Here is a 13,378-nt window from a genome sequence, read left to right as displayed (position 1 = left end):
GGGTACTCCTGGCGGTCGGGGCTCGGCGGCGTCGGACGGGCCGACGGCCTCTCCATGCTACGGCCGTCCGCCTCGCCCGCCGCGAGCGGGTGTGAGGCCTCCCACGGGTGGGAAGGGGCCCGCGGGCGGACGGCCGCGGCGGGCTAGGCTGGAGGCCATGCCCGTGAGGAACCGTCGCGCCGCCGCCCTGCCCGCCAAGCTCAGCCGCTCCTGGCTGCTGGTCAACGCGGCCACCCCCGACGCGTTCGCCCCCGCCCTGGCCTCCGAGGCCGACTCCGTCATCTTCGACCTCGAGGCCGCCGTGCCGGAGGAGCAGAAGGACGCGGCCCGCCGGCACGTCGTGGACGCCCTCTCCGGCGGCATGACGGCGTGGGTGCGCATCTCCGCGACCTCCACGGACCACTGGCAGCGGGACCTCGAGGCGCTCGCGGGCCTCGACGGCGTGCGCGGCGTCGTGCTGGCCGAGACCGAGGAGCCGGAGCAGGTCACGTTCACCGCCATGCGGCTGCGCGCCGGCACCCCGGTGATCGCCCTGCTGGAGTCCGCCCTGGGCATCGAGAACGCCACGGCCGTGGCCAAGGCGCCGGGCACGTTCCGTCTCGCCTTCGGCGTGAACGACTTCCGCAAGGACGTCGGCGTCGGCGAGGATCCGCTGGCCATGGCCTACGCCCGCTCCCGCATGGTGATCGCCTCCCGCGTGGGCGGTCTGCCCGGGGCGATCGACGGACCGCCCGGCAACACGGACGGTGAGGACGCGGTCATCGAGTCCAGCGCCGTCACCGCCTCGATGGGCATGACCGGCCGCCTCGTCCTGAACCGGGATCAGGTGGACTGGGTCAACCGGGCGATGTCTCCGTCCGAGGACGAGCTCGCGTGGGCCCGCGACCTGCTCGAGAAGCACGCGCAGGGCGCCGCCGTCGGCGACGGCTCGTACCTGCCCCGCGTGCTGCGCGCCCAGAAGATCGCGGACCTCGCGGACTCGTACGGGCTCTGGAACGCGTGAGCACGGCCGGGCCGCGCGCATGAGTCCCCGCATCGACGGGTGGCTCCGCCCATGATGGCGTGGATCGAGGGGCTGCCGCTGCTATGGTCCATCGGGTTCTTCTGGATGCTGGCGATCCTGCGCACCCTGATCGTGTTCTCGCTCGGGCGGGGGCTGGCCTCCGGCGTCGAGCGGACCCGCTGGTTCGCCCGCGTGATGGAGGGGCCCGTCTATGTCCGCGCCCAGCGCTTCATCCAGCGCCACGGGGTGTGGGCCATCCCGTTCTGCTACCTCACGGTGGGCATCCAGACGGCGGTGATCGGCTCCGCCGGCGTCGCCCGCATGCCCTGGCGCCGGTTCCTGCCGGCGGCCGCGCTCGGCACGTTCCTGTGGGGCGTGGTGTACGGGACCGTCGGGATGGCCGTGGTGTGGGCCGTCATCGGCGCGGCGCTCGGAGAGGGCCGGGGTGTCCTCGCCCTCGTGCTGATCCTCGCGGCCGTGGCTGCGTTCGTCGTGTGGCGCCGACGCCGCACGCTGCGCCGGCACGGGGCCGGGTGACGTCGTCGTCCGTGACGCGGGCCGGGCTGCGCCGCCGGGGGACTAGAGTTGACCGCGTCTTCGCCCTGGCCAGCCGCCCCGCGGCCGGGGCCGCCACCCCTTCGGAAGGACCACCATGAGCGACGAGCGCGCCCGCAGCTTCTCCGCCTCCACCGCCTCCGCCGCCGACGACGGCGCCCGCGGCACCGGCACGACCCGCGTCAAGCGCGGCCTGGCGGACATGATGAAGGGCGGCGTGATCATGGACGTCGTCAACGCGGAGCAGGCGCGCATCGCCGAGGATGCCGGCGCCGTGGCCGTCATGGCGCTCGAGCGGGTCCCGGCCGACATCCGCGCCCAGGGCGGCGTGGCCCGCATGTCCGACCCCGACCTGATCGACGGCATCGTCGAGGCCGTGTCCATCCCCGTGATGGCCAAGGCGCGCATCGGCCACTTCGTGGAGGCCCAGGTGCTGCAGGCGCTCAAGGTGGACTTCATCGACGAGTCCGAGGTGCTCTCCCCGGCGGACTACGTGAACCACATCGACAAGTGGGACTTCGACGTGCCCTTCGTGTGCGGCGCCACCAACCTCGGCGAGGCCCTGCGCCGCATCACCGAGGGCGCGGCCATGATCCGGTCCAAGGGCGAGGCCGGCACCGGCGACGTCTCCGAGGCCGTGAAGCACATCCGCACCATCCGCAAGGAGATCGCCCAGCTCCAGGGCCTGGCCCAGGATGAGCTGTACGTGGCCGCGAAGGAGCTGCAGGCGCCGTACGAGCTGGTGCGCGAGGTCGCCGAGACCGGCGCCCTGCCCGTCGTGATGTTCACCGCCGGCGGCGTGGCCACCCCGGCCGACGCGGCCCTGATGATGCAGATGGGCGCCGACGGCGTGTTCGTGGGTTCCGGCATCTTCAAGTCCGGCAACCCGGCCGAGCGCGCCCGCGCCATCGTCAAGGCCACCGCCCAGTTCGACGACCCGATGGCGGTCGCCGAGGCCTCCCGTGGCCTGGGCGAGGCCATGGTGGGCATCAACGTGGGCGACCTGCCCGCCCCGCACCGCCTGGCCGAGCGCGGCTGGTGAGTCCACAGAAGACCGTCGGCGTGTTCGCCCTCCAGGGCGACGTGCGGGAGCACGTGCACGTGCTCGAGTCCCTCGGCGCGCGCACGCGCCCGGTGCGCCGCCCCGCGGACCTCGAGGGTCTGGACGGCATCGTGCTGCCCGGCGGCGAGTCCTCCGTGATGGACCGCCTCGCCCGGATCATGGGGCTCAAGGACCCGCTCATCGCCGCCCTCCGCGACGGTCTGCCCGCCTACGGCACGTGCGCGGGGCTGATCATGCTGGCCCGGGAGATCCGCAACCCGGCGCCGGATCAGGGCGGGCTCGGCGTGCTGGACGTGGCCGTGCGGCGCAACGCCTTCGGCGCGCAGGTCGACTCGTTCGAGGAGGACCTGGACGTCCCCGCGGTCGCGGCGGAGCCGGTGCACGCCGTGTTCATCCGCGCCCCCGCCGTCCTCCAGGCGGGGGAGGGCGTCGAGGTCCTGGCGAGCGTGCCGGCGTCGCGTCTGTCCGTGCCCGCGGCGGACCCGGGGCTCGACGGCGACGCGCGGCTGCCCGTGGCCGTGCGGCAGGGCCACCTGCTCGCCACGGCCTTCCACCCTGAGGTGACCGGCGACTGGTCGTTCCACCGGGCGTTCCTCGCGGGGCTCAGGCCTCCGCGAGCACCTCGGAGGTGACGCGGACGTCCTTCTGGGGGTCCAGGCCGAGCTCGTCGGCCACGGCCGTGGCGACGGAGGGCAGGGTGAGCGCGCCGTCGTGGGCGTTGAGGCCCCCGGCGAAGCCCTCGTCCGCGGCCAGCGCCGCACGCCATCCGAGGTCGGCGATGCGCTTGATGTAGGGCAGCGTCGCGTTGGTCAGGGCCGAGGTGGAGGTCTGGGGCACGGCGCCGGGCATGTTGGAGACGCAGTAGTAGATCTTGTCCCCCACGAGGTACGTCGGGTCCTGGTGGGTGGTGGCCCGCGAGTTCTCGAAGCAGCCGCCCTGGTCGATCGCGATGTCCACCAGCACCGAGCCGGGCCGCATGGACTCCACCATCTCGGCGGTCACCAGCTTCGGGGCCGCGGCGCCGGGGATCAGCACGGAGCCGATCACGAGGTCCGCGTCCGCCACGGTCTCACCGATGTTCAGGTGGGACGAGGCCAGCGTGCGGATCCGGCCCTGGTGGACGGCGTCCAGCTGCGCGAGTCGCTCAAGGGAGATGTCCAGGACGGTCACGTCCGCGCCCATGCCCGCGGCGATCACGGCGGCCGCCTCGCCGGCCACACCTCCGCCGATCACGGCCACCCGGGCGCGGCGGGTGCCGGGCACGCCGCCCATCAGCACGCCCGAGCCGCCCTGCGGCTGGAGGAGGTGGTAGGCGCCCGCGGCGGGGGCCAGGCGGCCGGCCACCTGGCTCATGGGGGCCAGCAGCGGCAGGGAGCGGCCGCGGGTGACCGTCTCGTAGGCGATCGCCGTCGTGCCGGCGTCCAGGATCGCCCGCGTGCACGCGGGGGAGGCGGCCAGGTGCAGGTAGGTGAAGAGGACCTGGCCGCGGCGCAGGCGGCCGTATTCCTCCGGCTGCGGCTCCTTGACCTTGAGGACCAGCTCGGCGCGCTCCCAGAGCTCGTCGACGTCGTCGACCAGCTCGGCGCCGGCGTCGCGGTAGTCCTGGTCCGAGGCGCCGGAGCCGACGCCGGCCCCCGACTGCACGAGGACCTGGTGGCCCGCGCGCACCAGCTCCTGGACCCCGCCCTGCGTCAGGGCGACACGGAACTCGTTGTTCTTCACTTCGGTGGGCACAGCGACCAACATGCGGCGAATCTAGCCGATCCGGCCCGTTCCGGCGAGGGCGCGGGGGCCGCTGCGCGATCGCCCATGCATACGTCACCGCGGTGCCCGTCCCGTCATACTGGTGCGGTGACTCCCGCGCTGATCTCCCTCGTGGCCGTGCTCCTGCTCCTGGTGGGGCTGGTGGGCACCGTGTACCCCGTCCTGCCCGGCTCGCTGCTCAACCTCGTGACGGCTCTCGGCTGGGCCGCGCTGCTGGGCTCCCCCGCGTCCTGGACGTTCGGCGTCATCGCGGCCGGTCTCGCCGTGGCGGGGATGAGCGCGTCCGCGGTGCTGACCGGCCGACGGCTGCGACGTGAACGCGTCACCCGCGGCCCGATCCTGTGGGGGGTGGCCGGCGCCGCCGTCGGGTTCTTCGTGATCCCGGTGGTGGGCCTGTTCCTCGGCTTCGCCGTCGGCCTGTTCGCCTCCCAGTGGGCCCGCACCCGGGACGCCCGGGCCGCCCTGAGCAGCTCGATCGGCGCGCTCACGGCCATGGGCGTGGGCATGCTCGTGGAGTTCTGCTGTGCCTTGGGCTCGCTGACCGCCGTGGGCGTGGGTGCCCTGGTGCACGGCGTCACCGCCTGAACCGCCGGACCCTCCGCCGGCTCACCCGGCGGCGGGCACCCTGCCCGTCTGGGCGAGGGCGGCGAAGCCGAGGACGTGCTCCCGCAGCTCCTGCGCGGCCGCCCGGCCGTCCCCGGCGGCGGAGGCGGCGAGGATCCGCCGATGGTCGGCCTGCAGGCCGGCGCGCACGGCGGGCCAGTCGGACAGCCCGGCCACGGTCTCGGTCACGTAGCCGATGGTCGCCTGGCGCAGGGAGTCCAGCATCATCGCCGTCACGACGTTCCCGCCCAGGGTGGCCAGCCGCACATGGAACTCGGTGTCGAGCAGGTGGAAGTCCTCTTCCGGCAGCGCGGGGTCGTCCATCCGGTCCAGCAGGGTTTCCACCTCGGCCAGGACGGCGACGCTCTCGGGGTCGCCGGAGGTGGCGGCGGCCGCCTGCGCCGCATCGGTCTCGAGGAGCACGCGCGCGGCGACGACGTCGGCCATCGGCAGGGACCGGGTGGCGATGTGCAGGCGCAGCGCCCAGCCCAGCGCCGCGGACGGCTCGGAGACGACGACGGCGCCCGAGTTCGGCCCGGAGCCGGCGCTGGCGCGGATCAGGCCCATGGCCTCGAGCATCCGGGTGGCCTCCCGCACGGACGCCCGGGAGATGCCGAAGCGTTCGGCCAGGGTGCGTTCGCCGGGCAGCTTGTCCCCCACGACCACGGCGCCGGAGCGCAGCTCGGCCTCGAGCCAGTCGAGCACGATGGTGTAGGCGGGGGCAGCGGTCATGGACGGACCTTCCGTGGGAGAGGGGTATAAGAGACAGGCGGCGACCCGAGGGGGCGGGGCGGCGACCGTCCATCCTACCGACGGACGCCGCCCCGCTCGGGTGGTGCAGGCGGTCAACCCGCCGCCGGCAGCATCCACGCCAGCACGTTGGACTGCAGGTACACGAGCGTGCACACCGCCAGCAGGAGCACGAGCGACCACACCACCACGCGGCGCAGGATCTCGGACTCCCGGCCCTCCATGCCGACCGCCGTCGCGGCGATCGCCAGGGACTGCGGGGAGATCATCTTGCCCACGACGCCGCCGGAGGTGTTGGCGGCCACCAGCAGGGCCGGATCGGCGCCGATGTTCGTGGCGGCGGTCTGCTGCAGGGTGGAGAACAGGGCGTTCGCGGAGGTGTCCGAGCCGGTCACGGCGGTGCCGAGCCAGCCGAGCACCGGGGACAGGAACACGAAGGCCGCGCCCAGGCCGGCCACCCACGTGCCCATGGCGACCGTCTGGCCCGAGAAGTTCATGACGTAGGCCAGGGAGAGCACGATCACGATCGTCAGGGCGGACCAGCGCATGCGGGCGAAGCAGCGGCCGATCTCGGCGAGCGCGTTCCCCACCGAGAGCGGGAACCGGCCGTCGTGGTCGAACCGGGAGTAGACCACGGCCATGATCAGGCCGGCGATCAGCAGCAGCGTGCCGGGGGAGGCCAGCCACTCGAACTTGTACACGGTGCTCGCCAGGGGCGCGCCGGAGGCGTCGACGAGGTGCCCGTCGAGCCCGGGCCACGGGATCTTGGCGGTGGCGGAGTTCAGGGCCGCGGTGATCGAGGGGACCAGCTTGGCCAGGGCGAACACGGCCACGACCACGATGTAGGGCAGCACGGCCATGAAGATCCGGCCGGGGGTGAGGTCCTGCGCCGCCGCGCGGGCGGGGGCGTCGAGGCGCTGGCGGGCCTCCTCGGCGCCCCGCGGCCGCCAGAAGCGCAGCAGCAGGACGGCGGCGGCGAGGGAGACCAGGGAGGCCACGACGTCGGTGAGCTCGTAGGAGAAGTAGGTCGAGGCCAGCCAGATGGCGACGGCGAAGCTCGCGCCGATCACGATCAGTGCCGGCCACGTCTGCCGCACGCCGCGCAGCCCGTCGATGATGAACACGAGCAGGAACGGCACGAACACGGCCACGAACGGGGCCTGGTGGCCGACGATCGCGCCGATGTGCGTGGCGGGGATGCCGGTGAGCGTGCCCGCGGTGGTGATGGGGGTGCCCACGGCGCCGAAGGCCACGGGCGCGGTGTTCGCCAGCAGCACGGCGGTGGCCGCCCGCAGCGGGGGCACACCCAGGCCGAGCACCATGGTGGCCGTGATGGCCACGGGGGCGCCGAAGCCGGCGAGGGCCTCGAGCAGGCCGCCGAAGCAGAACGCGATGAGCACGGCCTGGATGCGGATGTCTCCGCCGCCGAGCGAGTCGAAGATCGCGCGCATGTCGTCGAATCGCCCGGAGAGCACGGTGACCTGGTAGAACCACAGCGCCATCACGACGATCCAGACGATCGGGAACAGGCCGAAGGTCGCTCCCTGGGCGGCGGCCAGCGCCGCCAGGTGGGCCGGCATGTGGAAGCCCAGCACGGCCACGAGCAGGGCCACCACGAGCGCGGCGAGCCCCGACTGCCAGGCCTTGAGGCGCAGACCGAGGAGGGTGGCGAAGAACGTCAGCAGGGGCAGGACGCCGAGCGCGGCGGAGAGCGCGACGCTGCCGGCGGCATCGGGGGTGGGGGTGAAGGTGTGCACGGGGGGTGAAGGTGTGCACGGGGGTCTCCCGGTGGGCGAGGGGACGGGGCGGGATCCGGTCGGGCCGGTGATGGTCGGACCACTGTGGTCAGACCAAGGAGCGTACTGTGAGGGAGGTCACCTTGCAAGAGGCTGGCATGATATGGTCTGACCACTACGGCACCCGTGTGCTGGCGCACCGCACGGCGCCCCAGGCGCCCCGTCCGGAACGGAGACCGGCATGAGAATCGCCCTGTTCGCCACGTGCATCGTGGACGCGATGTACCCCAAGGTGGCCCTCGCCACCGTCCGCATCCTCGAGCGGCTCGGCCATGAGGTGGTCTTCCCGCCCGGCCAGGTCTGCTGCTCGCAGATGCACGTCAACAGCGGGTACGTGAAGGACGCCCTGCCCGTGGTGCGCAACCACGTCCGCACCTTCATGAAGGCCGACTACGACCTCGCCGTCGCCCCCTCCGCCTCCTGCGTGGCCTCGCTCGGCCACCAGCAGCCGGACGTCGCCCGCTCCGGCGGGGACGAGGGTCTGGCCCGCGACGCCGAGGTCGTCGCCTCCCGCACCCTCGAGCTGTCGCAGCTGCTCACGGACGTCCTCGGGGTGACGGACGCCGGGGCCCAGCTCGGCTCCTGGTTCCCGCACACCGTGACCTACCACCCCTCCTGCCACGGCATGCGCCTGCTGCGCCTGGGCTCGCGCCAGGAGGACCTGCTGCGCACCGTCGCGGACATCGACCTGCGCCCGCTGCCGGACGCCGAGGAGTGCTGCGGCTTCGGCGGCACCTTCTCCCTGAAGAACCCGGACGTCTCCGCCGCCATCGCGGAGGAGAAGATCGAGAAGGTCACCGCGTCCGGCGCCTCCCTCTGCACGGGCGGCGACGCCTCCTGCCTGCTCCACCTGGACGGGGCCATGCACCGTCGCGAGGCGCGCGGCCAGGACGGCCGCCCGCTGCGCACCGTGCACCTCGCCGAGATCCTCGCGGCCACCCGGGAGAACCCGCTCGAGGTCGACGGCCCCGTCGAACTGTCCATCCCCGCGTCCGCCGGCGCCCGCCGCGGACCGTCCGCCCGTGTTGAGGAGGCCCGCCGATGAGCACCGCACCCACCCGCGTGTGCCTGGGAATGCCCACCGTCCGCCCCGTCCACGGCGAGGGCGAGATCCTGCTGAACACCCCGTTCCCCGAGTCTGCCCGCGAGCAGCTGGGGAACGGCCAGATGCGCGCCAACATCCGCCGGGCCACGCACACCATCCGTGCCAAGCGTGCCGGCGTCGTCGAGGAGCTGCCGGACTGGCAGGAGCTGCGCGCCGCCGGCTCCGCGCTGAAGCAGTCCGTCATGGCGGACCTGCCCGCGCTCCTGGAGCGGCTCGAGTCCGAGGTCACCGCGCGCGGCGGCGTCGTGCACTGGGCCCGGGACGCGGCCGAGGCCAACCGCATCATCACGGAGCTCGTCACCGCCAAGGGCGTGGACGAGGTGATCAAGGTCAAGTCCATGGCCACCCAGGAGATCGGCCTGGACGCCGCGCTCGAGCATGCCGGCGTGGCCGCCGTCGAGACGGACCTGGCCGAGCTCATCGTCCAGCTCGGCCACGACCGGCCCAGCCACATCCTCGTCCCGGCGATCCACCGCAACCGCGAGGAGATCCGGGACATCTTCCTCCGGGAGATGCCGGAGACGGACGAGAGCCTCACCTCCGAGCCGGCCGACCTGGCCGAGGCCGCACGCCGACACCTGCGCGAGAAGTTCCTGAGCACGAAGGTGGCGATCTCCGGGGCGAACTTCGGCGTCGCCGAGACGGGCACGCTCGCCGTCGTCGAGTCGGAGGGCAACGGCCGCATGTGCCTGACCCTGCCGGAGACGCTGATCACCGTGATGGGCATCGAGAAGCTCGTGCCCACCTTCGAGGACCTCGAGGTGTTCCTGCAGCTGCTGCCGCGCTCGTCCACGGGCGAGCGGATGAACCCGTACACCTCCATGTGGACGGGCGTCACCGAGGGCGACGGTCCCCAGGAGTTCCACCTGGTCCTGCTGGACAACGGCCGCTCCGCGGTGCTGTCCGACCCGAAGGGCCGTTCCGCGCTGCACTGCATCCGCTGCTCGGCGTGCATGAACGTGTGCCCCGTGTACGAGCAGACCGGCGGCCACGCCTACGGCTCGGTCTACCCGGGCCCGATCGGCGCGATCCTCTCCCCGCAGCTCACCGGTGTGGACGCGGGGGAGAACGGCACCCTGCCCTACGCCTCCACGCTGTGCGGCGCGTGCTACGACGTGTGCCCCGTGGCCATCGACATCCCCTCGATCCTCATCCACCTCCGGGACGAGGACGTGCAGGCCACCCACGCCGCCCGGAAGGCCCTGCGCACGGAGAAGGACGCCGCTGCCGGCCCCCTGGCCCGCGCCAAGGCGGCGGTGGAGTCCGTCACGCCCTCGCAGATGGACGTGGCGATGAAGGGCGCCTCCGTGGTGATGTCCTCGGGTCGGCGCATGTCGCTGGCCGAGCGGGGCCTGGGGCTGGGCCGGGTCGCGGCCGGGCCGGACCGGGTGCTCGGCTGGCTGCCGGGCATCGCCGGCGGCTGGACCGACGAGCGCGACGTGCCGGCGCCCCCGCGGGAGTCCTTCCGCAACTGGTGGGCCCGCCACAAGGATGAGACCGAGCACCGAGTCGCCATGGACGGCGTCACCGGGCTGGACCGGCCGGAGGACGAGCACGTCGAGGAGGACGGACGATGAGCGAGGCGAAGGCCGAGATCCTGCGGCGCATCCGCGAGGCGACGGCGGACGGGCCGGTCGCGGACCCGGTGCAGCGCACCTACCGGCGGACCTCCTCCCGGGACCGGGCCGAGGTGGTGGAGATGCTGCGCGATCGGCTGATCGACTACCGCGCCTCCGTGCGGGACGAGACCGAGGAGACGGTGGCCGCGGCCATCGCCGAGCTGCTCGGCCCGGACGCCCGGTACGTGGTGCCGGCCGGTCTGGAGCCTGACTGGCTCCCCGCGGACTCGCGCGGGGCCGGCCGGGAGCGCATCACGGAGCCCGCGGTGGGTCACACGGGGGAGCGGGCCGCGGTCCGCGGCGCCCACGACGGCGAGCGCGAGCCCCTCAACGTGGACGCGCTGAACGAGGTGGACGCGGTGGTGACGTCCTCGACGGTCTCCTGCGCGGAGACCGGGACGATCTTCCTCAGCGGCCGCCCGGACGAGGGCCGCCGGGCGATCACCCTGGTCCCGGACCACCACGTGTGCATCGTGCCGCTGGACTCCGTGGTGGAGCTCTTCCCGGAGGCGCTGGCCCGCGTGGAGGCGACGGCGCCGATCACCATGATCTCCGGGCCCTCGGCCACGAGCGACATCGAGCTCGAGCGTGTCGAAGGCGTGCACGGGCCGCGCCGCCTGGACGTGATCCTGCTCGACCGCGCTCGCTGACGCGGGCGCGGTATAGCAGGGGATCGAGCGGGTCAGGCCCCCTCGACGACGGCGCCGCCGGCGCGGCCCGTCTCGAGGTGGGCCTGACGCTCCCGCACGCCGCCGTACAGGGCGACGAACAGCAGCGCGAGACCGGCGGTCACGAGCAAGTGTTCGAGCCCGGCGATGCCCGGGATGGCGGCCGAGGTCTCGGCGGGGGTCAGGCCGAAGACCGCGTCGAGGGCGAGGACCACCAGGGTCACGGTCAGCCCCCGGCGGGTGCCTCAGATGATCGAGCGGCCCTCGCGGCGGGCCGCGGCCCAGTCGGCGACGAAGCCGCGGGCGATCGCGACGAGGACGGCCAGCACGAGGACGGGCCACATCAGGACGTACAGGGTGAGACCGACGGTCATGCGGATGCTCCTTGTGAGTCGGTGGACGGGGGATCAGGACACGGGGGCCGAGGCGCGCTCGACCTGCGGCAGGTCCTCGGTCGCGGGGTCGAAGTCGCCGGTCACGCGCGCGATCCGGTCGAAGTCGAAGTCCTGCCCGGAGCGGACGGACAGCCCCCAGCACACGAGGAAGGACACGGCGTAGGCCACGAGCGAGCCCGTGAGGGTGGCGTAGTCCCGCAGGAAGCCGTAGCCGAGGAACAGCATCACGACCGAGGCGATCGCGCCGACCACGACCGCCGGACGCAGGCCGAAGAAGCCGAAGCACATGATGCCCAGCACGACGCCCACGCCGAGGATCGCGAGGGTCTCCACCACGATCGCCCAGGCGCCCTCGATCGGGATCCACTCGAAGCGCACGGGCAGGAACACGGCCAGCGCGGCGAGCACGGACACCGTGAACGCGGCGTTGGTGATCCTGCCCCAGTAGAAGGACGCGATCACGGGGAACACGAGGCAGCCCCACAGGGCGCCCACGAAGACCAGCAGGTCGAGGATGTCGAACTTGGCGGTGGCGAAGTACAGGGCCGCCGCCGTCGCCACGATCATGGTGATGCGGCCGATCAGCAGCATGGTCTTCGGGTCGGCGTTCTTGCGGCCGACCGACTGGCCGTAGACGTCCGTCATCACGATCGACGAGAGGGCGGACAGGTCCGAGTCGGCAGTGGAGGACAGCGAGCCGATGATCATCAGGAACGCCAGGGCCACGAGCGCCAGCGGCAGGTGGTCGGCGACCATCTGCGGCAGGAGGTTGTTGACGTCGCCGTCGAGCGGCTCGGCGCCCAGGTAGAGCGCCATGACGCCGAGCATGCCGACGCCGATCACGGTGCCGCCGTAGCCGAGGGTGGCCGTGATGAAGGTGGGCTTGATGAGGTCCTCACGCACGGCGAAGAGGCGCTGGGCGATGGTCTGGTTGCCGATCGCGTAGGCCAGCACGGCGGCGATGTACGGCGCCCCCTGGTTCATGAACGCCTCGGAGGAGAAGAAGCTCTGCTGCTGGGCCGTGACGTGGCCGGCCTCGACGCCGGCCTGGAACATGCCCGGGCCGCCGGCGGCGAAGAACACGGCGGGGATGATGATGACGGTCGCGCCGAGCATGGCCATCACCTGGGCGAAGTCGGTGAGCACGGAGGCGCGGAAGCCGGACCACAGGGTGTACAGCAGCACGCCCGCGGCCACGATCAGGATGCCCGCGCCGAAGGACAGCGGGGACAGCAGGGAGATCAGGGCGCCGCCGGCGATGAAGTTGGAGGTCAGGGAGATGACGGAGCCGAGCACGTTGGAGCCGGCCAGCATGAGCTGCGACGAGCGGCCGTGCCGGGCGTACATGACCTCGGCGAGGGTGTGGGCGCGCGGCGCGACCGCGCGGATGCGGCGGCCGAACGGGTAGATGAACAGGATCATCAGGGCGCCCCAGAGGCCGTAGTGGAGGGGGCCGGAGACGCCGTACGTGTAGCCGGCGGTCACGGAGGCGTACATGGAGGCGGCCCAGATCCAGGTGGCCGTCATGGAGGCGGCGGACACGCCGAAGCCGATCTGATTGCCGGCCGTCATGTAGGCGTCGGCGTTCTCCTTCTTCTTGGAGATGGCCACGGACATGATCATGGTCCCGCCGTAGAACAGCGCGACGAGCAGGATCACCCCGATCACGCCGAGCTGGGTCAGGGATGCTGCGTCCTGGGAGGGCGGCATCGGACTTCCTTTCGCACGAGTGACTGTGGACGTCCCGGTCCCCCGGCGCGGTCCGGTCAGGGCACGGCTCCGCAGGGCGGAGGGTGGCGTACCGATCACGTCGCGGCCAGGGGGGCCGGGGAGGTGGAGGGCATCCCGCCGGGTCCCGAGTCCACGAACGGCGAGCTCTCTGCTCAAGCCATCGCGGTCCCTCGGCCCTGGGCGGCGCTGTCAACACCGGCATCCCGGCGGGACGAGCCCGCCCGGATGGGCTGATCCTCACATGGTCGGCGCAGAAATGGCAAAAACATAGAGCCTTTTCAGCGGGGTCGGGATCAGGAGCGCCCGGCACGGAAGCCGGACAGAAT

The 13,378-nt window shown here is 72.8% G+C and carries 14 protein-coding genes; 8 read left to right on the top strand and 6 right to left on the bottom strand.

The features are described 5' to 3' along the window. The first annotated feature begins 157 nt into the window (after positions 1-157). The 4 genes from J1M40_RS10310 (at position 158) to pdxT (ending at position 3,253) form a co-directional block, all read left to right on the top strand. A complete protein-coding gene (locus J1M40_RS10310) occupies positions 158-1,003 on the top strand; it encodes a CoA ester lyase (RefSeq protein ID WP_063188606.1) in 846 nt (281 codons plus the stop codon). Between the two features lie 51 nt (positions 1,004-1,054). Continuing rightward, entirely contained in the window at positions 1,055-1,540 is a 486-nt protein-coding gene (locus J1M40_RS10305; protein ID WP_100059128.1) for a DedA family protein, read from the top strand. 115 nt (positions 1,541-1,655) lie between these two features. Next, positions 1,656-2,600: a pyridoxal 5'-phosphate synthase lyase subunit PdxS gene (gene pdxS / locus J1M40_RS10300; protein WP_036313496.1), complete on the top strand. Its 945-nt coding sequence runs from the start codon at positions 1,656-1,658 to the stop codon at positions 2,598-2,600. Then, positions 2,597-3,253 carry a pyridoxal 5'-phosphate synthase glutaminase subunit PdxT gene (gene pdxT, locus J1M40_RS10295; RefSeq protein ID WP_186299590.1) on the top strand — a complete coding sequence of 219 codons (657 nt, stop codon included), beginning with the start codon at positions 2,597-2,599 and terminating at the stop codon, positions 3,251-3,253. The genes pdxS and pdxT overlap by 4 nt, the downstream gene beginning before the upstream one ends. Here the strand turns inward: pdxT and ald are convergent. Beyond that, complete coding sequence (gene ald, locus J1M40_RS10290; RefSeq protein WP_122054692.1) at positions 3,225-4,367, bottom strand: alanine dehydrogenase; 1,143 nt, start codon at positions 4,365-4,367, stop codon at positions 3,225-3,227. The genes pdxT and ald overlap by 29 nt on opposite strands. A 105-nt stretch (positions 4,368-4,472) precedes the next feature. Between ald and J1M40_RS10285 the strand changes: the two genes are divergently transcribed. Beyond that, a complete protein-coding gene (locus J1M40_RS10285; RefSeq protein ID WP_100059208.1) occupies positions 4,473-4,970 on the top strand; it encodes a DUF456 domain-containing protein in 498 nt (165 codons plus the stop codon). Positions 4,971-4,991: 21 nt separating this feature from the next. Here the strand turns inward: J1M40_RS10285 and J1M40_RS10280 are convergent, their stop codons facing one another. Then, positions 4,992-5,720 (bottom strand): FadR/GntR family transcriptional regulator, encoded by a 729-nt coding sequence (locus tag J1M40_RS10280; RefSeq protein ID WP_036339663.1) that lies wholly within the window; start codon positions 5,718-5,720, stop codon positions 4,992-4,994. Positions 5,721-5,833: 113 nt separating this feature from the next. Then, positions 5,834-7,495 carry an L-lactate permease gene (locus J1M40_RS10275; protein WP_020628227.1) on the bottom strand — a complete coding sequence of 554 codons (1,662 nt, stop codon included), beginning with the start codon at positions 7,493-7,495 and terminating at the stop codon, positions 5,834-5,836. A gap of 220 nt (positions 7,496-7,715) precedes the next feature. On the opposite strand from J1M40_RS10275, the gene J1M40_RS10270 reads away from it, so the two are divergent. From J1M40_RS10270 to J1M40_RS10260, 3 genes are read left to right on the top strand one after another with little or no spacing between them, the layout of a single operon-like run. After that, positions 7,716-8,579 carry a (Fe-S)-binding protein gene (locus J1M40_RS10270; protein ID WP_036313467.1) on the top strand — a complete coding sequence of 288 codons (864 nt, stop codon included), beginning with the start codon at positions 7,716-7,718 and terminating at the stop codon, positions 8,577-8,579. Next, positions 8,576-10,216, top strand: coding sequence for a LutB/LldF family L-lactate oxidation iron-sulfur protein (locus J1M40_RS10265; protein WP_144818982.1), 1,641 nt, complete (start codon positions 8,576-8,578; stop codon positions 10,214-10,216). Before J1M40_RS10270 ends, J1M40_RS10265 begins: the two co-directional genes overlap by 4 nt. Next, positions 10,213-10,908, top strand: coding sequence for an LUD domain-containing protein (locus tag J1M40_RS10260; protein WP_041102625.1), 696 nt, complete (start codon positions 10,213-10,215; stop codon positions 10,906-10,908). Before J1M40_RS10265 ends, J1M40_RS10260 begins: the two co-directional genes overlap by 4 nt. Positions 10,909-10,940: 32 nt before the next feature. Here J1M40_RS10260 and J1M40_RS10255 read toward each other — a convergent pair whose 3' ends face one another. The 3 genes from J1M40_RS10255 to J1M40_RS10250 are packed head-to-tail and all read right to left on the bottom strand — an operon-like array spanning position 10,941 to position 13,031. Continuing rightward, positions 10,941-11,150: a hypothetical protein gene (locus J1M40_RS10255; RefSeq protein ID WP_095694992.1), complete on the bottom strand. Its 210-nt coding sequence runs from the start codon at positions 11,148-11,150 to the stop codon at positions 10,941-10,943. Between the two features lie 21 nt (positions 11,151-11,171). Next, the gene (locus J1M40_RS12800) at positions 11,172-11,300 is read right to left on the bottom strand and encodes a putative transporter small subunit (protein ID WP_036339645.1); all 129 of its coding nucleotides are present in this window, start codon (positions 11,298-11,300) and stop codon (positions 11,172-11,174) included. 33 nt (positions 11,301-11,333) lie between these two features. Next, entirely contained in the window at positions 11,334-13,031 is a 1,698-nt protein-coding gene (locus tag J1M40_RS10250) for a sodium:solute symporter family protein (RefSeq protein WP_144818986.1), read from the bottom strand. Positions 13,032-13,378: the final 347 nt, after the last annotated feature.

The sequence above is a fragment of the Micrococcus sp. KRD026 genome (assembly GCF_017168445.1).
GTDB classification, from domain to species: Bacteria; Actinomycetota; Actinomycetes; order Actinomycetales; family Micrococcaceae; genus Micrococcus; species Micrococcus luteus.
This window is presented reverse-complemented; position numbering and strand designations above follow the sequence as displayed.